17 protein-coding genes, 1 tRNA gene and 1 riboswitch are annotated in these 20,360 nt (G+C 60.4%); of the genes, 15 read left to right on the top strand and 3 right to left on the bottom strand.

Annotated features, from left to right (window positions below; genetic code table 11):
• The first annotated feature begins 1 nt into the window (after position 1).
• Both AC1DIS_RS06400 and AC1DIS_RS06405 read left to right on the top strand, forming a co-directional pair.
• Positions 2–1,516: a tripartite tricarboxylate transporter permease gene (locus AC1DIS_RS06400; RefSeq protein WP_064619745.1), complete on the top strand. Its 1,515-nt coding sequence runs from the start codon at positions 2–4 to the stop codon at positions 1,514–1,516.
• On the top strand, positions 1,509–2,549 hold the full coding sequence (locus tag AC1DIS_RS06405; protein ID WP_018926794.1) for an AbrB family transcriptional regulator: 1,041 nt from the start codon (positions 1,509–1,511) through the stop codon (positions 2,547–2,549). The genes AC1DIS_RS06400 and AC1DIS_RS06405 overlap by 8 nt, the downstream gene beginning before the upstream one ends.
• Positions 2,550–2,581: 32 nt before the next feature.
• Here the strand turns inward: AC1DIS_RS06405 and ung are convergent, their stop codons facing one another.
• Positions 2,582–3,274: a uracil-DNA glycosylase gene (gene ung / locus AC1DIS_RS06410; RefSeq protein ID WP_019580851.1), complete on the bottom strand. Its 693-nt coding sequence runs from the start codon at positions 3,272–3,274 to the stop codon at positions 2,582–2,584.
• A gap of 132 nt (positions 3,275–3,406) precedes the next feature.
• Here ung and AC1DIS_RS06415 point away from each other — a divergent pair, with 132 nt between their 5' ends.
• Positions 3,407–4,519 carry an enoyl-CoA hydratase/isomerase family protein gene (locus tag AC1DIS_RS06415; protein ID WP_086944827.1) on the top strand — a complete coding sequence of 371 codons (1,113 nt, stop codon included), beginning with the start codon at positions 3,407–3,409 and terminating at the stop codon, positions 4,517–4,519.
• Between the two features lie 50 nt (positions 4,520–4,569).
• Here AC1DIS_RS06415 and AC1DIS_RS06420 read toward each other — a convergent pair whose 3' ends face one another.
• Together AC1DIS_RS06420 and AC1DIS_RS06425 are read right to left on the bottom strand one after the other, a co-directional pair.
• Positions 4,570–5,013, bottom strand: coding sequence for a hypothetical protein (locus AC1DIS_RS06420; RefSeq protein ID WP_082920899.1), 444 nt, complete (start codon positions 5,011–5,013; stop codon positions 4,570–4,572).
• Between the two features lie 212 nt (positions 5,014–5,225).
• Positions 5,226–5,462, bottom strand: coding sequence for a hypothetical protein (locus AC1DIS_RS06425; protein WP_018926798.1), 237 nt, complete (start codon positions 5,460–5,462; stop codon positions 5,226–5,228).
• Positions 5,463–5,743: 281 nt separating this feature from the next.
• A riboswitch (guanidine-I (ykkC/yxkD leader) is annotated at positions 5,744–5,844 on the top strand.
• A 62-nt stretch (positions 5,845–5,906) separates the two neighbouring features.
• Here AC1DIS_RS06425 and AC1DIS_RS06430 point away from each other — a divergent pair.
• From AC1DIS_RS06430 to AC1DIS_RS06485, 12 genes are all read left to right on the top strand, one after another.
• Complete coding sequence (locus AC1DIS_RS06430; protein WP_018926799.1) at positions 5,907–6,974, top strand: putative urea ABC transporter substrate-binding protein; 1,068 nt, start codon at positions 5,907–5,909, stop codon at positions 6,972–6,974.
• Between the two features lie 17 nt (positions 6,975–6,991).
• Positions 6,992–7,807: an ABC transporter permease gene (locus AC1DIS_RS06435; RefSeq protein ID WP_064619757.1), complete on the top strand. Its 816-nt coding sequence runs from the start codon at positions 6,992–6,994 to the stop codon at positions 7,805–7,807.
• A 19-nt stretch (positions 7,808–7,826) separates the two neighbouring features.
• Entirely contained in the window at positions 7,827–8,615 is a 789-nt protein-coding gene (locus AC1DIS_RS06440; RefSeq protein WP_477743387.1) for an ABC transporter ATP-binding protein, read from the top strand.
• Between the two features lie 12 nt (positions 8,616–8,627).
• Positions 8,628–9,353, top strand: coding sequence for an urea amidolyase associated protein UAAP1 (locus AC1DIS_RS06445; protein WP_064619763.1), 726 nt, complete (start codon positions 8,628–8,630; stop codon positions 9,351–9,353).
• An 11-nt stretch (positions 9,354–9,364) separates the two neighbouring features.
• Entirely contained in the window at positions 9,365–10,006 is a 642-nt protein-coding gene (locus AC1DIS_RS06450) for an urea amidolyase associated protein UAAP2 (RefSeq protein ID WP_018926803.1), read from the top strand.
• A 323-nt stretch (positions 10,007–10,329) separates the two neighbouring features.
• On the top strand, positions 10,330–13,962 hold the full coding sequence (gene uca, locus AC1DIS_RS06455) for an urea carboxylase (RefSeq protein ID WP_477780797.1): 3,633 nt from the start codon (positions 10,330–10,332) through the stop codon (positions 13,960–13,962).
• 25 nt (positions 13,963–13,987) lie between these two features.
• Entirely contained in the window at positions 13,988–15,766 is a 1,779-nt protein-coding gene (gene atzF, locus AC1DIS_RS06460) for an allophanate hydrolase (protein ID WP_258612585.1), read from the top strand.
• 122 nt (positions 15,767–15,888) lie between these two features.
• Positions 15,889–16,107: a cysteine-rich CWC family protein gene (locus AC1DIS_RS06465; RefSeq protein ID WP_018926806.1), complete on the top strand. Its 219-nt coding sequence runs from the start codon at positions 15,889–15,891 to the stop codon at positions 16,105–16,107.
• A gap of 33 nt (positions 16,108–16,140) precedes the next feature.
• Positions 16,141–16,833 (top strand): pseudouridine synthase, encoded by a 693-nt coding sequence (locus AC1DIS_RS06470; protein ID WP_064619776.1) that lies wholly within the window; start codon positions 16,141–16,143, stop codon positions 16,831–16,833.
• Positions 16,834–17,149: 316 nt separating this feature from the next.
• On the top strand, positions 17,150–18,034 hold the full coding sequence (locus AC1DIS_RS06475; RefSeq protein ID WP_018926808.1) for an alpha/beta fold hydrolase: 885 nt from the start codon (positions 17,150–17,152) through the stop codon (positions 18,032–18,034).
• A 182-nt stretch (positions 18,035–18,216) separates the two neighbouring features.
• Positions 18,217–18,290: transfer RNA gene (locus AC1DIS_RS06480), tRNA-Gly, on the top strand.
• A 328-nt stretch (positions 18,291–18,618) separates the two neighbouring features.
• Positions 18,619–20,184 (top strand): Fic family protein, encoded by a 1,566-nt coding sequence (locus AC1DIS_RS06485; protein WP_413696403.1) that lies wholly within the window; start codon positions 18,619–18,621, stop codon positions 20,182–20,184.
• Positions 20,185–20,360 lie beyond the last annotated feature (176 nt).

Genomic DNA, 20,360 nt, shown 5'->3' on the forward strand with positions numbered 1-20,360 from the left:
TATGGATACTCTTGGCTATTTGGGTCAGGGCTTCGGCGTTGCGCTGAGCCCGTACAACCTGGTGACCGCACTGTGCGGCACCTTGATCGGGACCGTCGTCGGGCTGCTGCCGGGGCTGGGGCCGATCAACGGCGTGGCGTTGCTGATTCCGATCGCGTTCGCCCTCGGCCTGCCACCGGAGTCGGCGTTGATCCTGCTGGCGGCGGTGTACCTGGGTTGCGAATACGGCGGACGGATCAGCTCCATCCTGCTGAACATTCCGGGCGAAGCCTCCACCGTCATGACCACCCTCGACGGTTACCCGATGGCCCGCAAGGGTCTGGCCGGTGTAGCGCTGTCGCTGTCGGCGTGGAGTTCGTTCATCGGTGCCTTCATCGCGACTTGCGGCATGGTGCTGTTCGCCCCGCTGCTGGCGAAATGGGCGATTGCCTTCGGACCGGCGGAGTATTTCGTACTGATGGTGTTTGCGATTGTCTGTCTCGGCGGCATGGCCGGCGACCGACCGCTGAAGACCTTCATTGCAGCGCTGATCGGTCTGTTTCTGTCGAGCGTCGGCATCGATGCCAACAGCGGCGTATACCGCTTCACCGGGGATAACATTCATCTGACAGACGGCATTCAGTTCGTCGTGCTGGTATTGGGCCTGTTCTCCATCAGCGAAATCCTCTTGCTGCTGGAAAAAACCCACCGTGGCCAGGAAGCGGTGAAAGCCACCGGGCGCATGATGTTCAACTTCAAGGAAGCCTCGGCGGTGTTCGTGGTAAACGTCCGTTGCGGTTTGCTGGGCTTCATCATGGGCGTATTGCCGGGTGCCGGCGCGACGCTGGCCAGCGCGGTGGCCTACATGACCGAGAAACGTATCGCCGGTGCCAAGGGCACTTTCGGCCAAGGCGACATGCGTGGCCTCGCGGCTCCGGAAACCGCCATCGGTGGCGCAGCCTGCGGTGCCCTGGTGCCGATGCTGACCCTCGGTGTTCCGGGCTCGGGGACCACGGCGGTGATGATCGGCGCACTGTCGCTGTACAACATCACCCCGGGCCCGCTGTTATTCCAGCAGCAGCCAGACATCGTCTGGGGCCTGATCGCGTCGTTGTTCGTCGCCAACGTGATGCTGGTGATCCTCAACATCCCAATGATCCGCATCTTCACCCGCATCCTCGCCGTGCCGAACTGGGCACTGGTGCCGGTGATCGCGATCATCACCGGGATCGGCGTCTACGCCGTACACGCCACCACCTTCGACCTGTTCCTGATGATCGGCATCGGCATCTTCGGCTACATCCTGCGCAAGCTGGACTTCCCGTTGTCGCCGGTACTGCTGGGCTTCATCCTCGGTGGTCTGATGGAACAGAACCTGCGTCGCGCGCTGTCGATTTCCAACGGTGCACTGGAAATCCTCTGGTCGAGCCCGATCACGTTCGGTTGCTGGGTGCTGACTGCCATCATGTTGCTGATGCCGCTGCTGCGCATCTGGCGCAAACGTTCGGTCGCCCGGCGCGCTATCGCCGATGCCTGATCGAACACCCTTCAAAGCCTGGTGGGGTACACCGCTGGTCGGTCTGCTGGGCGGTTACCTCGCCAGCCAGATCGGCTGGCCTCTACCGTGGATGGTCGGCTCGTTACTGGCGATCATCCTCGTGCGCTGCCTGACACCCTGGCAACTGGCGGAAATCCCTGGCGGGCGCAAGTGCGGCCAGTGGGTTGTCGGCATCGGCATCGGCCTGCACTTCACCCCGGTGGTGATGGAGCAGGTGCTGAGCCACTTCGGTCTGATCTTCTTCGGTGCGTTGGTCACCAGCCTGTCCGCGGTGGTCGGGGTCTGGTTGATGCGGCGTACCGGCGAAGATCGCGCCACGGCGTTCTTTTCCAGCATGCCCGGTGGCTCCGGGGAGATGGTCAACCTCGGCGCCCGCAATGGCGCGGTGCTCAGCCGTGTCGCGGCGGGACAAAGCTTGCGGGTGCTGGTGGTGGTGCTGTGTGTGCCAGCGGCGTTCAAGTATCTGTTGGGCGACGGTGCGCCGGCCTTGCATGCAGCGACCGTCAACTGGTGGTGGCTGGCCCTTCTGTTCCCGGCGGGCGCCCTGGCCGCCTGGATCTGGGAGCGCCTGCGGCAACCCAACCCCTGGCTGTTCGGGCCGTTGCTGGTGAGTGCGGCAGTGAGCATTGGTTGGGACCTGCACATCGGCTTGCCCAACGGCGGCAGTCAGATCGGCCAGTGGCTGATCGGCAGCGGGTTGGGCTGCCACTTCAATCGACAGTTCTTCCGACGGGCACCGTCCTTCATGGGCCGGACCCTGATCGGCACGGTGTTGACCATGTTGATCGCCACGCTGGCGGCACTGGGGTTGAGTGTATTGACCCATCTGGATCTGCGTTCGCTGACGCTGGGCATGATGCCCGGCGGGATTGCCGAGATGAGTTTGACGGCTGAAACCCTGCAACTATCGGTACCGCTGGTGACGGCGATGCAGGTGATGCGGCTGTTGTTCGTGTTGTTTTTGGCAGAGCCGTTGTTCAGGTATTGGAACCGGGAGCCGGATTCCGTCTGATATGAGCCCCCTCGCCACACTCTTCACACTCTTCACACCGGCGGCAACCGCCACTCGATCGGCGTCTCGCCATTCTGTTCCAGAAACTTGTTCGCCCGACTGAAATGCCCGCACCCGAGGAAGCCGCGATAAGCGGACAGCGGTGACGGGTGAACCGACGTCAATACCAAATGCTTGGTGGCGTCGATGAGTTTCTGCTTGCTCTGGGCATGCGCGCCCCACAGCAAAAACACCAGATGCGGCTGGTGCTCGCTGACCACTTCGATAATCCGGTCGGTAAAGTGCTGCCAGCCCTTGCCCGCGTGGGCGTTGGCATTCGCCCGCTCCACGGTCATGGTGGTATTGAGCATCAACACGCCCTGCTCCGCCCAACTCTGCAGGTAGCCATGGTTGGGGATGTCGATGTTCAGGTCGCGTTTCAACTCTTTATAGATGTTCACCAGCGACGGCGGCGCCGGTACACCCGGCTGCACCGAAAAGCACAGCCCATGGGCCTGACCCGGGCCGTGGTATGGATCCTGCCCGAGGATGACCACCTTGACCTTGTCCAGCGGCGTGGAATTGAGCGCATTGAAAATCAACGGTCCCGGCGGATAGATCTCCTTGCCCGCCGCGCGTTCCTGTTGCAGGAAAGTGCGCAACTCTGCCATGTAAGGCTGGTCGAATTCGGCACGGAGGGCCTCCTTCCAGCTCGGTTCGAGTTTGATACGGTCGTCAGCAGTCATGGTTACATCCGGCAAAAACAATGGGGCGAACCCTAGGAAAGCCCATCACGCTTGTCAATTGATCTGACGCAGATCCGGCATTTTCCTATAGAGCGATCATACTGAACGCTCAAATTCCCGATCGAGGTCATGATGAATCTGCACTTCGAAGAACTCACCGGCACCGACGGCGCACGCATCGGCATCGCCAGCCTGGATGCCGAAAAGTCCCTCAACGCCCTCTCCTTGCCGATGATCAACGCCTTGCGCGATCAACTGGACGCCTGGGCCAAGGAACCACAGATCGTTTGTGTACTGCTGCGCGGCAATGGCGACAAGGCCTTTTGCGCCGGCGGTGAAGTGCGCAGTCTGGTGGAAGCGTGTCGCGCCCATCCCGGGGAAGTACCGCCCTTGGCTGCGCACTTCTTCGCGGCAGAATATCGCCTCGACTTCAAGTTGCACACCTACCCGAAACCGTTGATCTGCTGGGGTCATGGTTACGTGCTGGGCGGCGGCATGGGGCTGCTGCAAGGGGCGGGCATTCGGGTTGTCACGCCGAGCAGCCGATTGGCGATGCCGGAGATCAGTATCGGTTTGTACCCGGACGTCGGCGCCAGCTGGTTTCTGTCGCGGCTGCCCGGCAAGCTCGGATTGTTTCTCGGCTTGACCGGCGCCCGGATGAACGGTCGCGATGCAATCGATCTGGACCTCGCGGACCGCTTTTTGCTCGATCAACAACAGCCGGAGCTGATCGAAGGTTTGCTGCAATTGAACTGGCAGGAACAGACCGCCATGCAGCTCAACAGTCTGCTCAAGGCCTTGCAACAAGAAGCGCTCGTAAAAATGCCCGAAGCGCAGTGGCTGCCGCGACGCCAGCAGATCGACGAGTTGCTGGATGTCAGCGACGTTCGTTGTGCCTGGAAGGCCATCAGTGCGCTACGCGTTCATAAAGACCCGCTGCTCAGTCGTGCGGCCTGCACCATGATTGAAGGCTCGCCCCTGACCGCTCATCTGGTGTGGGAACAGATCGCCCGCGCCCGGCACCTGTCGCTGGCTCAAGTCTTTCAGATGGAATACACCATGAGCCTCAATTGCTGCCGTCATCCGGAATTCAGCGAGGGCGTGCGCGCGCGGTTGATCGACAAGGACCAGAAACCTCACTGGCACTGGCCGGATATCAACACGGTGCCGGAGGCGGCGGTGGAAGCGCATTTTCACAAGGTCTGGGAAGGTCGGCATCCGTTGGCCGATCTGTCGGAATACTGAAATCCGGGCACAAAAAAGCGGCGCTTCAAGCGCCGCTTTCTATTGAGGAGTTAGCGACGGCCGCCTCGACCATCGTTATCGCCATGATCGCCTCTTCCGCCATGGTGATCCCGTCCACTGTGGCCCCGGGAATCGTCGTTCCAGTTGCCGCGACTACGACCATCCCAACCGTCGCGACGACCATCCCAACCACCGCGGTCATGACGGTCCCATCCGCGACTCTGGTTGCCGCGGTAGTCGTAATAGCGCGGTGCCGGTTGATAAACCCGCGGCTGGTAGTAATAACGTGGCGATGGCTGGTAATACCGTGCAGGCGGCGAGTAATACCTGCGCGGAGCTGTGTAGTAACCACCATCGGAGTAATACGGCGCTGGGGACGTGTAGACATCCGAGCGGTAGTAGCTGTCGCCATCGGAATAGGGCACGCACGCACCAAGAAACAATCCCGATAGAACGATCAGCAGAATATGGCGGAGCTGTTTTCGACAGAGCATGGCGGCCTCCTGGACCGCGAGTGAGCCACACCAGCGACGCTGGCAGGCGACAGTCAATTGTTCGGCGACTGTCGAAAGATCAGACAGTGAAATCGGGATCTGGTGCGTTTCTGTAACACGCCGATACAAGTAGCCGATGAAAGGTTTTTCATCCTGCGCAAAAGAAAACGGCGCCTGCGTAAGCCGCAGGCGCCGTTGTGCTCATGAGCCGTTTAGCGATGCCCGCGATCGTGATCACCATGGTAATAGCGAGGCCCACTGAAATAGTAGTAACGATAACCCCCGTAAAAGCGTGGGCCACCGTAGTAGTAAGGTGAGTAGTAATAGCCGGGGTAGTAATAAGGTGCCGGATAAACATCGGCGCCCCCTACATAGTAGTAACACCCGGACAGACCCAAACCAAAAAACACACTGAGCAGTATTTGGCGGAGCTTTTTCTGACAGAACATGGAGGCCTCCTGAAAGACCTGCAACGGCAGTCGAGTCACACCTGTTTTGACTTTAAAACAGGCACCGAGTGCCTGATCGCATCGACCTTCAGATCAGCGGCTAGCTGTCCTTCTACGGTGCATACCCATGCGCTGCGCACCATGACAAGGCAAAGCGCCCTCCCCTGTTTGTCTCGCCCTCCCTTCCATGCCCCCAGCCAGAGCGCTCAAGCCGACTTGGCACGGCTCTCGCTTAACCAAAGACGTGCAGGAGTCATCACAGGTTCGCGGCACCACAATTTGCAATGGCTGACTAGGGTTCCGGCTCGCAATCGCGAGTGACTGGTCCGAGAGTTGGCGACCTCCAGTTGAGGTTACACGGCGGGACAAAAGCCCGGGAGACAAGCCACCGTTCGCGGTGCCGCTGCCTTCCTGTCCGCCCTTGATCAACTGGAGAACCATCCCATGTCCCGACTTCGTTTACCCGCCCTGCTCGCCGCTGCTTTTGCAGCCCTCGTGAGCGTCTCGTCCCACGCCGCACAGAAAGACCATTTCAGCGTCTGCTGGACGATTTATGCCGGCTGGATGCCTTGGGAATATGCCGGCAGCCAAGGCATCGTCGACAAATGGGCGAAAAAGTACGGCATCAAGATCGATGTGGTGCAGCTCAACGACTACGTCGAATCCATCAACCAATACACCGCCGGCCAGTTCGACGGCTGCACCATGACCAACATGGACGCGCTGACCATTCCGGCTGCCGGTGGCGTCGACAGCACAGCGCTGATCGTCAGCGACTTCTCCAACGGCAACGACGGCATCGTGCTCAAAGGCGAAGGCAAGAAAGTCACCGACCTCAAGGGCATGGACGTCAATCTGGTGGAGCTGTCCGTGTCCCATTACCTGCTGGCCCGTGCTCTGGACTCGGTAGACCTTACCGAGAAAGACCTGAAAGTAATCAACACCTCCGATGCCGATATCTCGGCTGCCTTCAACACCGAACAGGTTCACGCCGTCACCACCTGGAACCCGATGCTCTCGGACATCAAGGCCAAGCCTGCGGTGACCGAAGTGTTCAATTCCAGCCAGATCCCCGGCGAAATCATGGACATGATGGTGGTCAACAGCGCCACCCTCAAAGACAACCCGGCTCTGGGCAAAGCCCTGACCGGCGCCTGGTTCGAAGTGGTCGCGTTGATGAACGCGAAAAACGCCACCAGCCAGGCCGCCCTCGAACACATGGCCAAAGCTTCGGGCACCGACCTGGCCGGTTTCCAGGCGCAACTAGACACCACCAAACTGTTCGCCACGCCCAAAGAAGCCCTGGCGTTCTCCACCAGCAAGCAACTGCCCGACACCATGCGCAAGGTCGCCGAGTTCTCGTTCCAGCACGGCTTGCTGGGTGAAGGCGCCAAGGACACCAGCGCCATCGGCATGGCCTTCGCCAATGGCGTGACCAGCGGCGATAAAGGCAACCTCAAGCTGCGCTTCGACCCGACTTACGTGCAGATGGCCGCCGACGCCAAGCTGTAAGACAGGAGGAGCTGGCCATGCGCCTGATCAATCGCCACCCGGATCGCCCGAGTCGCCTGCTGTTGGTGATCCTGCCGTTCGCCCTGGTGCTGTTCGCCTACTTCATGGGCTCGGCCGAACGGCTGATGGACAACCCCAACGACAAACTGCTGCCCAGTGCCGTGCAGATGACCGACGCGGTGAAACGCCTGGCCTTCACCGCCGACGCCCGCACTGGTGAATACCTGCTCTGGCAAGACACCGCCTCCAGCGTGCGGCGGTTGGCCATCGGCCTCGGCATCAGTGCGCTGGCCGGGCTGTGCCTGGGCATCGCCGCCGGTACGCTGCCGCTGTTTGGTGCGCCGTTGTCGCCCGTGCTGACGGTGCTGTCGATGGTGCCGCCGCTGGCGATCCTGCCGATTCTGTTCATCGTGTTCGGGTTGGGGGAGTTGTCGAAAGTGATGCTGATCGTGATCGGCATCACCCCATGCCTGGCCCGTGATCTGGAACAGCGCGCCCGGGAAATTCCGCTGGAATTGCTGATCAAGGCGCAGACCCTCGGTGCTTCAACCTGGACTCTGATGCTGCGCGTGGTGCTGCCGCAATTGCTGCCGCGCCTGCTGATCTCGTTGCGACTGATGCTCGGCTCGGCGTGGTTGTTTTTGATCGCCGCCGAAGCCATCGCCTCCACGGACGGTTTGGGTTACCGGATCTTCCTGGTGCGCCGCTACTTGGCGATGGACGTGATTCTGCCCTACGTGGCGTGGATCACCCTGCTCGCCTGGCTGATGGACTGGGGCCTCAAGCACCTGACCCAACGGGCCTTTCCCTGGCACCAAGGTGCCTCCAAATGAGTTATGAAGAGGCGCGGGCATGAGCTTCATCACAGTGAAAAACGTCTGGCAGCAATACGCCGATCAGGTGGTGCTTGAAGGGCTGAACCTGAGCGTCAACGAAGGTGAGTTCTGCACCTTGGTCGGCGCGTCGGGTTGCGGCAAATCGACCTTCCTGCGGCTATTGCTCGGCCAGGAACGCGCCAGTCGTGGCGAGATTCTGTTGGACGGTCAGGCATTGGCTGGCGAACCGGATTCGAGCCGTGGCGTGGTGTTCCAGCGCTATTCGGTGTTCCCGCACCTGACCGTGCTGGACAACGTCGCCCTCGGCCTCGAACTGCCGCGCTCGCCTTTACTGGGGCGGTTGTTCGGCAGCGCTAAAAAAGAGGCACACGAACACGCCTCAGTGTTGCTGCACAAAGTCGGCCTCGGCCATTCGCTGGACAAGTATCCGGCGCAACTCTCCGGTGGCATGCAGCAACGGCTGGCGATTGCCCAGGCATTGATCATGAAGCCGCGGGTCTTGCTCCTCGACGAACCGTTCGGCGCCCTCGATCCGGGCATCCGCAAAGACATGCACAGCCTGCTGCTGGAGCTGTGGCGCGAGACGCAACTGACGGTGTTCATGGTCACCCACGACCTGTCCGAAGGTTTCAGTCTCGGCACCCGTTTGCTGGTGTTCGACAAGGTCCGCGTCGACCCGCACGCCCCCGGCGCCTATGGCGCACGCATCACCTACGACATCCCTTTGAACAGCGACCGCCGCGCCAACCGCGCCGCCGTCGACGCCCTGCCAGCTCAGTTGGCAGGCACGCTTCGTATCGCTTAGAGGAATCTGCACATGACTGATTCGACCCAACTGTTCCCGCCGTTCGCCGAAGAAATGCTCCCCGGCGGCGGCCATCGTTCATTCGTCCTGAGACGCGGCCAATTGCTGCGCCTGACCGACCTGCGCGGCGGTGCCAACGTCAGCCTGACGTTGCTCAACGCCAACGAAAAAACCGAACGCCTGAATCTGCCCGACAGCCTCAAATGCCAACACACCGCCAAGCTCACCACCGGCCATTGCCTGTACTCGGACATGGGCCGCGTGCTGGCGGCCATCACCGCCGACACCTGTGGCTGGAGCGACAGCCTCGGCGGCGTGCTCTGCGCTGAAGAAGTCGCACAAAAATATGGCCAGGGCCGCTATCAAGAGCTGCGCAACGGTTTCTTCCGCAACGGCACCGACAACTTGTTGGTGGAGCTGGGCAAGTGGGGACTGGGCCTGTCCGACCTGCTGATGACGCTCAATCTATTCAGCCGTGTGAACGTCGATGAGGCCGGCCGTTTCCACTTCGTCGAAGGCAATTCCAAGGCTGGCGATTACATCGAACTGTACGCACCGATGGACACTCTGGTGGTGCTCACTGCCCTGCAACACCCGATGGATCCGTCGCCGGAATACGCACCGAAACCGCTGAAGCTGAGCTGGATGAACGCCGATGCCAGCGTCGCCGAACACTGCCGCACCTCGCGCCCGGAAAACGAGCGCGGCTTCATCAACACCGACCGTCTGTTCGCCTGAGGATCGCTGCCATGTCACTCGCTATCGCCACCGCCCACAAGCAACCGGAAACAGCGGTCTACCGCGCCACCATCGCCGCCGGTGAACCCTGGCTGATGGAGGTCAAGGCCGGCCAGACCCTGCGTATCCTCGACCTGGAAGGCAATCAGGCGGTCGACACTTTGTTCTACAGCCTTGCCAATCCCAAGGAACGCTATGACGTGCAACGCACGTTGCGTCGGCAGAACAGCGTCTACCTGAGCACCGGCAGCGTGCTCTATTCCAACCTCGGCAAGCCAATGCTGACCATCGTCGAAGACACCTGCGGGCGTCACGACACCCTCGGCGGTGCCTGCGCGCAAGAGAGCAACACCGTGCGTTACGCCCTGGAAAAACGCTACATGCACAGCTGCCGCGACAACTACCTGCGCGCCTGCGCCCACGACGGGCGCCTGGGCAAGGGCGACATCGGGCCGAACATCAATTTTTTCATGAATGTGCCGGTGACGGCCGATGGCGGGCTGACGTTTGAAGACGGGATTTCAGCGCCCGGCAAATACGTCGACCTGCGCGCCGAGATGGACGTGATCGTGCTGATCTCCAACTGCCCGCAACTGAACAACCCGTGCAACGCCTACAACCCCACGCCTGCGGAGCTTTTGGTATGGAACTGAAACTTGCGCGTTTGCGGCGGTGGTTGTTTGCCCTGTGTCAGGCCCGCTCCGGCCAGTGCCTCAAACAACGCTGATCCCTGTGGCGAGGGAGCTTGCTCCCGCTGGGTCGCGAAGCGGCCCCAAACCCTGCTATCGCGCTATGTCTGACGGACCACAGCAGCAGGTTTTGCGACTGCTGCGCAGCCGAGCGGGAGCAAGCTCCCTCGCCACAAAAAAGCGTGAATTTTGTTCATCCGGGACGGCCCGGGTGCATCTCGAAAAACTGCGGGACGGCCCGCATCCCAGGTCGAGGCTGATGCGCTATCGCCTCCAGGGGTTATGCCATGTTCGAAAAAGTCCTCATCGCCAACCGTGGCGCCATTGCCTGCCGCATTCTGCGGACCCTGCGAGAGTTGCAGGTCAAGGGCGTCGCCGTTTACTCCGAAGCCGACGCCGCCAGCCTGCATATCCTGCAAGCCGATGAAGCTCACAGCCTGGGTGAAGGCGCCGCGGTCGGCACTTACCTTGCCGTGGACAAAATCCTCGCCATCGCCAAATCCACCGGCGCTACGGCGATCCATCCCGGCTACGGATTCCTCTCGGAAAACGCCGCGTTCGCCGAGGCCTGCGAAGCAGCCGATATCGCCTTCATCGGCCCCACGCCTGAGCAACTGCGCGTGTTTGGCCTCAAACACACCGCCCGCGCCCTGGCCAAACAACACGGTGTGCCGATGCTCGAAGGCACCGAACTGCTCGACAGCCTTGACGCAGCATTGATCGCTGGCGAACAGGTCGGCTACCCGGTGATGCTCAAAAGCACCGCCGGCGGTGGCGGCATCGGTATGCGCGTGTGCCGCAGCGCCGCCGAATTGGGCGAATCCTTCGAAGCGGTCAAACGCCTCGGGCAGAACAACTTCAGCGACGCCGGTGTGTTCATCGAGAAGTACATCCAGCGCGCGCGACATCTGGAAGTGCAGGTGTTCGGCGACGGCCAGGGCGAGGTGATTGCCCTCGGCGTGCGCGACTGTTCGGTGCAGCGGCGCAACCAGAAAGTCCTTGAAGAAACCCCGGCACCCAACCTGCCCGACGGCATGGCCGAAGCGCTCTGCCTTGCCGCGATCAAACTCGCCAAGGCAGTGAATTACCGCAGCGCCGGCACCGTGGAGTTCGTCTTCGACAGTGACGCCCAGCGTTTCTATTTTCTTGAAGTGAACACCCGTTTGCAGGTGGAGCACGGTGTCACCGAGCAAGTGTGGGGCGTGGATCTGGTGCGCTGGATGGTGGAACTGGCGGCCGGAGATTTACCGCCATTGAACGCATTGAGCCAAGGCTTGAAAGCCAACGGCCACGCGATCCAGGCAAGGCTCTACGCCGAAGATCCGGGGCGCGATTTTCAACCGAGCCCCGGCCTGCTGACGGCGGTAAGTTTCCTCGTCGCCGATGGCAAACACCTGCGCATCGACACGTGGGTCGAGGCCGGTTGCGAGATCCCGCCGTACTTCGACCCGATGATTGCCAAGGTCATCCGCTGGGCGCCGACTCGCGAAGAAGCCCGCGCTGACCTGCTCCAAACCTTGGGCGACAGCCTGCTGTACGGCGTGGAAACCAACCGCGATTACCTGCGACAGATTCTGCTCGATGTGCCCTTTGCCAGCGGCCAGCCATGGACCCGTTGTCTGGAAGCGCTGGTCTACCAGGCCAACACCTTCGAGGTGATCAGCGCCGGCACCCAGACCAGCGTTCAGGACTATCCGGGGCGTCTTGGTTACTGGGCGGTGGGCGTGCCGCCGTCGGGGCCGATGGACAGTCGTGCATTGCGTTTGGGTAATCTTTTACTGGGTAACGATGAAGGCGCAGCGGCCCTGGAAATCACCATGAGCGGGCCGATGCTGCGCTTCAATTGTGATGCGGTTGTGGCGGTGACCGGTGCGCAGATTCCATTGACGCTGAACGGCGAAGCGGCACCGATGAACACCGCGCTGCTGATTCCGGCCGGGGCCACAGTACATCTCGGCACAATCGCCGGTGCAGGCGCTCGCAGCTATCTGTGCCTGCGCGGCGGCCTGCAAGTACCGGATTACCTGGGCAGCAAAAGTACCTTCACCCTCGGTCAGTTCGGTGGCCATGGCGGTCGTGCGTTGCGTGCCGGGGACGTGTTGCATGTGCCAGCCTTGATCGACCGTAGCGCGGGTGTTCAATTGCCTGATGAGCAGGTCACCGAGTTGCCGGCCGTGCGGCAAATTCGGGTGATCTACGGCCCCCATGGCGCGCCGGAATACTTCACCGAACACTACATCGGCACCTTCTTCGCCACTCAATGGGAAGTGCATTTCAACTCCAGCCGCACCGGTGTGCGGCTGATCGGGCCGAAGCCGGAATGGGTTCGGGCCGACGGTGGCGAAGCCGGGTTGCATCCGTCGAACATTCACGACAATCCGTACGCCATTGGCGCGGTGGATTTCACCGGTGATATGCCGGTGATCCTCGGTCCCGATGGTCCGAGCCTCGGTGGGTTCGTCTGCCCGGTGACGGTGATCGAAGCGGATCTTTGGCAGCTCGGGCAGCTCAAGGCTGGAGACAAGGTGCAGTTTTTGCCGGTCGATCTCAAGACCTCCCGTAACCTCGCCTTGAAATGGGATTCCTGTGGGAGCTGGCTTGCCTGCGATGAATTTTATGCGGTGTCTGATCGGGCCTCATCGCAGGCAAGCCAGCTCCCACAGGGGGTTGTGTCGCCTGTGATGCTGGATATCGGCCAGGGAGATACACGGTTGGTCGCCCGGTTGTCGGGGGATACTCACCTGTTACTGGAAATCGGCGCACCGGAACTGGACCTGGTACTGCGCTTCCGCGCCCACGCGCTGATGCAGGCATTGGAAAGCAAACAGCTGCACGGGGTGATCGACCTGACGCCGGGCATCCGTTCGCTGCAGGTGCATTACCAACCGGAGCAACTGCCGCTTGCCGATCTGCTGGGCATCGTCGCCGGTGAGTGGGACGCCGTGTGCGCCGCCAAAGACTTGCAGGTTCCCTCACGCATCGTGCACCTGCCGCTGTCGTGGGATGACCCGGCCTGCCAGTTGGCCATCGAGAAATACATGACCACCGTGCGCAAGGACGCCCCATGGTGCCCGAGCAACCTGGAGTTCATCCGCCGCATCAACGATCTGCCGAACCTCGACGAAGTGCAGCGCACGGTGTTCGACGCCAGCTATCTGGTGATGGGGTTGGGCGATGTCTACCTCGGCGCTCCGGTCGCCACCCCGCTCGACCCACGGCATCGTCTGGTCACCACCAAATACAACCCGGCCCGCACCTGGACCGCTGAAAACTCGGTGGGCATCGGTGGCGCCTATATGTGCGTATACGGCATGGAAGGCCCCGGTGGTTATCAATTCGTCGGCCGGACCTTGCAGATGTGGAATCGCTACCGCGAGGTCGCCGCGTTCGATGGCAAACCGTGGCTGTTGCGGTTCTTCGATCAAATCCGCTTCTACCCGGTAAGCGCCGATGAACTGCTGCGCATTCGACGGGATTTCCCGCTCGGGCGCTTCGCTCTGAACATCGAGCACAGTCAGTTGAACCTGGCGGATTACCAGGCGTTTCTGGCGAAGGAAGCCAACAGCATTGCGGCGTTTCGAGATCAGCAAAAAGGTGCGTTCAACGCCGAGCGCGAGCGCTGGATCGCCAGCGGTCAGGCGCATTTCGACAGTGAAGAACCGACGCCGCAAGTGACCGAAGAGGCGCTGTTGGCCGACGGTCAGCAGAGCATCGACAGCCACATCGCCGGCAACCTCTGGCAGGTTCAGGTGGAGGTCGGCAGCCAAGTGGTCGCCGGTGATGTGCTGGTGATTCTGGAGTCGATGAAGATGGAAATCCCGCTGCTCGCGCCCATGGCCGGTGTGGTGCGCGAGATTCGTGTGCAACCGGGTTCGCCAGTGCGCGCCGGACAGCGCGTCGTGGTGCTGGAACTCGACTGAAGCCATTTCAACAAGGATCTGAACCATGAACATCAATCTGCAACTCGACGCCCTGCGCAACGCTTACCGTGACGGCCACATCACGCCTCGGCAATTGCTGCCGAGCCTGCGGGAAAAAGCCGCGGCGCTGAACCCGGACTATCACTTGTTCATCCATTTACTCAGCGCCGAGGAACTGGAACCGTACCTCGCCGCCCTCGATGGTCGTGACCCAGGCAGCCTGCCGCTGTACGGCGTGCCGTTCGCGATCAAGGACAATATCGATCTGGCGGGCATTCCGACCACGGCGGCGTGCCCGGCGTTTGCCTACGTGCCGGAGCGTTCGGCGACCATCGTCGAGCAACTGCTGGCGCTGGGTGCAATCCCGCTGGGCAAGACCAATCTCGACCAGTTCGCCACCGGCCTCAACGGCAGCCGCTCGCCGTATGGCGCTTGCCCGAACAGCGTGTTGCCGGAATATCCGTCGGGCGGTTCCAGCGCCGGCTCTTCACTGGCGGTGGCGCTCGGCGTGGCGAGTTTTGCCCTGGGCACCGACACCGCAGGTTCCGGGCGCGTACCGGCGGCGCTGAACAATCTGGTCGGTTTGAAAGCCACCAAAGGGCTGATCTCAACGGCCGGGGTGGTTCCGGCCTGTCGCACGCTCGATTGCGTCACGACCTTTACGACCACAGCCCGGGAAGCCAGTCAGTTGTTGGCACTGACCGCTCATCTCGACCCACGGGATGAATACAGCCGCAGCAATCCGCTGTGGAATGACGGCTCGGCCTTCGGCACGCCGCGCGCGTTTCGTTTCGGTGTGCCCCGTGCGCAGGACCTGGCGTTCTTCGGCTGCCCTGAAGGCCCGTTGTTGTTTGGCGACGCCATCGACCAGCTTAAAGCCCTGGGCGGTGAAGCGGTCGAACTGGATTTGTCGCCCTTCCTGGAAGCGGCGCGGTTGCTCTACGAAGGGCCATGGGTGGCCGAGCGTTACAGCGTGGCCGGCAAATTGATGGAGCAAAATCCTCAAGCCGTATTGCCAGTGATTCGTGCCGTGCTGGCCAAGGCCCCGGCAGTGACCGGCGTGCAAACCTTCCGCGCCCACTACCGACTGCAAGCCTTGAAGGCGCTGTGCGACAGAGTATTGGAGGGCCTCGACTGCGTGCTGACGCCAACCATTGGCCGTCCGGTTACATTGGCGGAACTTGCCGCCGAACCGGTACTGCGCAACTCGGAACTGGGCTACTACACCAACTTCATGAACCTGCTCGATTACGCTGCCGTCGCCGTGCCCAGCGGATTGATGGGCAATGGTTTGCCATGGGGCGTGACCTTGTTTGGTCGCGCGTTTACCGATCAGTATCTGTTGAGCGTGGCAGATGCCCTGCAACGTCAGCAGGGCCTGGCGTCACCCGCACCGGCCGCCATCGCGCACAATGACCGGGCACGACTGGTGGTCTGCGGCGCGCACCTGGAGGGGCTGGCGCTGAACTGGCAACTCAAACAGCGTGGAGCGCGGCTGGTAGAAACAACTCAGAGTTCTCCCGACTATCAGCTGTATGCCTTGGCCGGCGGCCCACCGTATCGCCCCGGCATGGTCCGCGTTAAAGAGGGCGGCGTGGCGATTGCGGTGGAAGTCTGGGAATTGCCGAGCAGTGAGCTGGGGTCGTTCCTCACCGGGATTCCTGCTCCACTGGGACTGGGCAAGGTGCAACTGGCGGATGGGCGTTGGGAGAGCGGGTTTATCTGTGAGCCGTATGGGCTGGACGGGGCGGTGGAAATCAGTCATTTGGGCGGGTGGCGGGCGTATTTGAAAAGCCTGGGTTGATCGCCTGATCACCGGCAAGACTCCTTCAGGAATGTGCGAGCGTTAGCTTGCACATGGCGGCTTGCGGGACGATCATGCGCAGCTCGGGCCAAGCAAACCGGCCATTACCAAATGACCCTTTCATGAATAAGCCAGACCTCTGCCCGGCCTGTGGCGCTTCCAACGACTGCAGCCTGGCCGACCCACGAACCGTCGATCGTGCCTGCTGGTGCTACGGCGTCAGCATCGACCCGGCGGTGTTCGAAACGCTGCCGGCCGAGCTGCGTGACAAGTCCTGCCTGTGCCCGGCCTGCGCCCGGGTCGAGGCGCAGTTGCAAGCAACCGCCTGGCCGATCACGTAACATACGCAGCCCTTTTCCCACCGATCCCTGGCCATGCGCGTTGACCGTTTCCTCAGCAACCTGCCCCGCTTCAACCGCAAGCAGGTACGCCTGTTGCTGGTGGAAAAGCGCGTCAGAGTCGACGGAACTATCGTCAGCGACCCTCACGCCGAGGTTCTCGAGTTCAGCCGCGTGGAAGTCGACGACGAAGTGCTGCAGGTCGGTAAACCGGCCCGCTACTTCATGCTGCACAAACCGCCCGGCTGCGTCAGTGCGACCCGCGACCCGCAACACCCGACGGTGCTCGACCTGATCCATGAAGCGGACAAGGATGACCTGCACATCGCCGGTCGCCTGGACTTCAACACCACCGGCCTGATGCTGATCACCAACGACGGCACCTGGTCGCGACGCCTGACCCAGCCACAGACCAAACTGCCCAAGGTGTACTATGTCGAGACGGAGCAGGAGATCACTGCCGACTACGCGATCACGTTCGCCAAAGGCCTGTACTTCGCCTTCGAAGACCTCACAACCCAGCCTGCCGAACTGGTCTTGCTCGGGGCAAAATCGGCGCGCCTGAGCATCGTCGAGGGCCGTTATCATCAGGTAAAACGGATGTTCGGCCACTTCGACAACAAGGTATTGCGCCTGCACCGCGAACGCATGGGGCCGCTGCTGCTCGACGACGCGCTGAAGCCCGGCGAATACCGGCCGTTGAGCGTCGAAGAGATCCGATTGATCTAAGCCGACGACCGCTCAGCAGAAGTTGTCGAACATTTTTCGAAAGATACTTGCGCGATGACGTGACCCCTGCTTGAATCAGGACGTCGGCGCGAAATGTGACCGATGAGTCACCAAAACTACTCTAAGAAACTTTTTGCCGGCAGAGAACCCTCAGGTTCCGCCTTCCCCCGGCAAACTGCCCGCTTATAACAATACCCGTCGACCGGCGTGCAATGGATCGACATGGGCCTTCAAAAATTCCAGGCGTATGCCTACCTGTCACAAAGCTCGTGCAATCTGATTTGCGCGCATACCCGCTTGCCAGGAGTCTTATGTCATGAGGCCAGAAATCGCTGTGCTGGATATACAGGGTCAGTATCGGGTTTACACGGAGTTCTATCGCGCAGACGCCGCAGAAAAGACCATCATTCTGGTCAACGGCTCGATGTCCACGACTGCGTCGTTTGCCCAAACCGTGAAAAACCTTTATCCGCAGTTCAATGTGGTGTGCTACGACCAGCCCTACGCGGGCAAGTCCAAGGCTCACAACCTGCATGAGAAAATGCTGACCAAGGAAATCGAAGGGCAGATCCTCCTGGAGCTGATCGACCACTTCGCCGCCGAACACGTGCTGTCGTTCTCCTTTGGTGGCGCCGCCACGCTCGTCGCCCTAGCCCACCGGCCACGGCGCATCGAAAAGGCTGTGATCAGCTCGTTCTCGCCGGTGGTCAACGAGCACATGCTCGACTACCTTCAGCGCGGTGTCGATTACCTCGGCAACCGGGACGGTGACCGCGTCGGCCATCTGGTGAACAGCACCATCGGCAAACACCTGCCTTCGCTGTTCAAGCGCTTCAACCACCGTCACGTCAGTTCGTTGGCCGAACACGAATACGGGCAGATGCACTTCCACATCAGCGACGTGCTCAACAGCGACCGCAACTGCTACCTGAACGCGGCAAAGAAAATCAATGTGCCAGTGCTGTTCATGAACGGCGAATGGGACGAGTACACCGCCCCCGCCGATGCCAGGCTGTTCGCCGGCCATGTACAACACAGCACCTTCAGCACCCTTCAGGCCACCGGCCACTTCCTCGACATGGAACACAAAACCGCTTGCCAAGACAGCCGTAACGCACTGCTGGGCTTCCTGAAACCGACGCAACTCGAAAGCCGACCGCGTTACCAGTACGTCCAGGACCACCATGCATTTGCAATCTGAAACAGAGTCATCGCGAGCAAGTCCCGCCCTACTGTGTTGAACGCACTCCCGTAGGCGCGAGGCTTGCCCGCGAATGACCGCCAAGCGGTCCCTGTTTGTGTTTCACCCGACGCTAAAGCCATCGCGCATAAAGAAAAACTTCAAATCCGCGCTCACATCTGGTACAAAGTCAGCCGCTCTGAGCGGGTGTCGTATAATGGCATTACTCCAGCTTCCCAAGCTGATAACGAGGGTTCGATTCCCTTCACCCGCTCCAATCAGATTTCAGTCTCACGTCGTTTTTGACGGGGGATGCAAGTAAAGAAAAAACCGGCCTTGATGGCCGGTTTTTTTGTGCCTGGGGTTTGGTGGAATCGGGCTATGAGGCATCTCCCCTTTTTCGTCCGTTGTCCGCTGATCGATGAGTAAGTGCTCTCGGGGCGTTAGCGACTATCCTGAAATCCGTTAGCGTTTTTTTCGAAAAAAACGGATTTATTATCGAATTTCATCAAGCGTTAATATTTTCATATCTACGGAAATTAGCGTTTTCGCATATGATCGACGTTCTGTTAGCGTTTTTCTTGCCCCAGTAAAGGATTTCGTCAATGCAAGTCGGTTTCAAGACCCTCGCAAACCGTTACGACATCGCACTGGCACAGCCTCTACGAGTCGACTCGATGATCGGCACTGTACGTGTCAGTCGCGAAAGTGACGGCAATGTGGAGAACCGGTATCCGGTAAGCTATCGGCCCGCAGACGATTTCGCAGGACATTTCGAATTCGGCCTCAAGTACGAAGAGATCCATCTCGAGTTCTTCGCCCGCCTGTTTGCGACCATAGGTCCGCAGCCTGTCGAAGACTGGTGTCGACGGGAGCCATTCGGTCAGTATGCCCGTCGCACGGGATTCCTCTACGAATGGCTGACAGGGCAACGTCTGGATGTGCCAGACGTAACCAATGGCGGCTATGTTGATGTACTTTCGCCAAAAGATTACCTGACTCGTCGCGAGTCACTGCGAACTCGGCGTTGGCGAGTCAATAACAACCTGCCGGGGACGGCTGAGTTCTGCCCCTTGGTTCGTCGTACGGTGCCAGTGCAGGAGGCCCTGCAATTCGATCTACGCGAGGCATTGGATGAATTGGATCAGGCCTTTGGCCCCGACATCCTGATGCGTACCGCCAGTTGGCTGACGTTCAAGGAATCGCGCGCGAGCTTTCTCATCGAAAAGGAAGCCGACCAGGCCGATCGTATCCAGCGGTTTGCCCATGTCATCGCCCAGTACTGCGGACATATCAAAGACCCGTTGAGCAACGACAGCCTGCACTCCCTGCAAGCCGGCATTCTGGGGCGTGATGCCATTGGACTGGGCCTGCGGCGCTCTCCGGTGTTTGTGGGACAAGCCACGATGCGCGAGGACATCGTGCATTACATTGCCCCACATTTCGCGGATCTCGCTCAGCTATTGGCAGGACTCAACGAGTTTGAAGTTGCAACGCGTGGCGCGGAATCATTGGCACGTGCCGCTGTGTTGGCCTTTGGCTTCGTGTACATCCATCCCATGCGCGATGGCAATGGCCGGATTCATCGTTTCCTGATCAACGACACCCTGATTCGGGATAAGGCAGTGCCCGACGGCGTGATACTGCCGGTGTCAGCCACAATCACGAGCTCGATCGACTTCAGGGCCGGCTACGACCGTACGCTCGAAGTGTTCTCGCGACCGTTCATGCGACGTTACGCAGCGGCCTATCGGTTCGGCGAACTCGTGACCTACGAGGACGGGACTCGCAGCAACTTCATCTTCGATGAATACGAGGACGCGTGTTTCGCCTGGCGCTATCCCGATCTGACCGAACACGTCCTGTACACCGCACGTGTCGTCGAGCACACGATTCGAAAGGAAATGGCGGATGAAGCCAGAGTTCTGGTGATCTTTCAGCGAGCTCAGGAACAGCTGAAAGAGGTACTGGAAATGCCAGACCTGGATGCGAACCGCATCATCCGCTCCATCAAGGAGAACGGCTGGGTGGTGTCCGGCAAGCTAAAGAAAGGGTACCCGCAGCTTGAAGATGAGCGCATGGCGGAACGCGTTGTGGAGGCTGTGCGTTCTGCGTTTGAGGATCGAGAGATGGGTGCAGGCGAAGAAGGTTTTTTCGGCGAATCCGGGTAAGGCGCTGGGATGGATTAGAAAAAACGGTCTTGATAACCGCTTTTTTTACTCAGGATTTTGTCGAGTCGTGACCGGTCTAGCTGTTTGCTTATAAATAAATTCGTCACCTTTTTCCGTCACTTGTAGATAAAGGACTCCAGAGGTTTTTAGGAAAAGCGATATTTGAGCGAAAGGGA

Source organism: Pseudomonas sp. 05N433 (assembly GCF_056396925.1).

Coding starts and splice junctions, on each gene's coding strand:
- uca (WP_477780797.1), top strand. CDS start 10,330: ATGTTCGAAAAAGTCCTCATCGCCAACCGTGGCGCCATTGCCTGCCGC.
- AC1DIS_RS06475 (WP_018926808.1), top strand. CDS start 17,150: ATGAGGCCAGAAATCGCTGTGCTGGATATACAGGGTCAGTATCGGGTT.
- AC1DIS_RS06420 (WP_082920899.1), bottom strand. CDS start 5,013: ATGCTCTGTCGAAAACAGCTCCGCCATATTCTGCTGATCGTTCTATCG.
- AC1DIS_RS06405 (WP_018926794.1), top strand. CDS start 1,509: ATGCCTGATCGAACACCCTTCAAAGCCTGGTGGGGTACACCGCTGGTC.
- AC1DIS_RS06440 (WP_477743387.1), top strand. CDS start 7,827: ATGAGCTTCATCACAGTGAAAAACGTCTGGCAGCAATACGCCGATCAG.
- AC1DIS_RS06485 (WP_413696403.1), top strand. CDS start 18,619: ATGCAAGTCGGTTTCAAGACCCTCGCAAACCGTTACGACATCGCACTG.
- ung (WP_019580851.1), bottom strand. CDS start 3,274: ATGACTGCTGACGACCGTATCAAACTCGAACCGAGCTGGAAGGAGGCC.
- AC1DIS_RS06435 (WP_064619757.1), top strand. CDS start 6,992: ATGCGCCTGATCAATCGCCACCCGGATCGCCCGAGTCGCCTGCTGTTG.
- atzF (WP_258612585.1), top strand. CDS start 13,988: ATGAACATCAATCTGCAACTCGACGCCCTGCGCAACGCTTACCGTGAC.
- AC1DIS_RS06470 (WP_064619776.1), top strand. CDS start 16,141: ATGCGCGTTGACCGTTTCCTCAGCAACCTGCCCCGCTTCAACCGCAAG.
- AC1DIS_RS06425 (WP_018926798.1), bottom strand. CDS start 5,462: ATGTTCTGTCAGAAAAAGCTCCGCCAAATACTGCTCAGTGTGTTTTTT.
- AC1DIS_RS06445 (WP_064619763.1), top strand. CDS start 8,628: ATGACTGATTCGACCCAACTGTTCCCGCCGTTCGCCGAAGAAATGCTC.
- AC1DIS_RS06415 (WP_086944827.1), top strand. CDS start 3,407: ATGAATCTGCACTTCGAAGAACTCACCGGCACCGACGGCGCACGCATC.
- AC1DIS_RS06400 (WP_064619745.1), top strand. CDS start 2: ATGGATACTCTTGGCTATTTGGGTCAGGGCTTCGGCGTTGCGCTGAGC.
- AC1DIS_RS06450 (WP_018926803.1), top strand. CDS start 9,365: ATGTCACTCGCTATCGCCACCGCCCACAAGCAACCGGAAACAGCGGTC.
- AC1DIS_RS06465 (WP_018926806.1), top strand. CDS start 15,889: ATGAATAAGCCAGACCTCTGCCCGGCCTGTGGCGCTTCCAACGACTGC.
- AC1DIS_RS06430 (WP_018926799.1), top strand. CDS start 5,907: ATGTCCCGACTTCGTTTACCCGCCCTGCTCGCCGCTGCTTTTGCAGCC.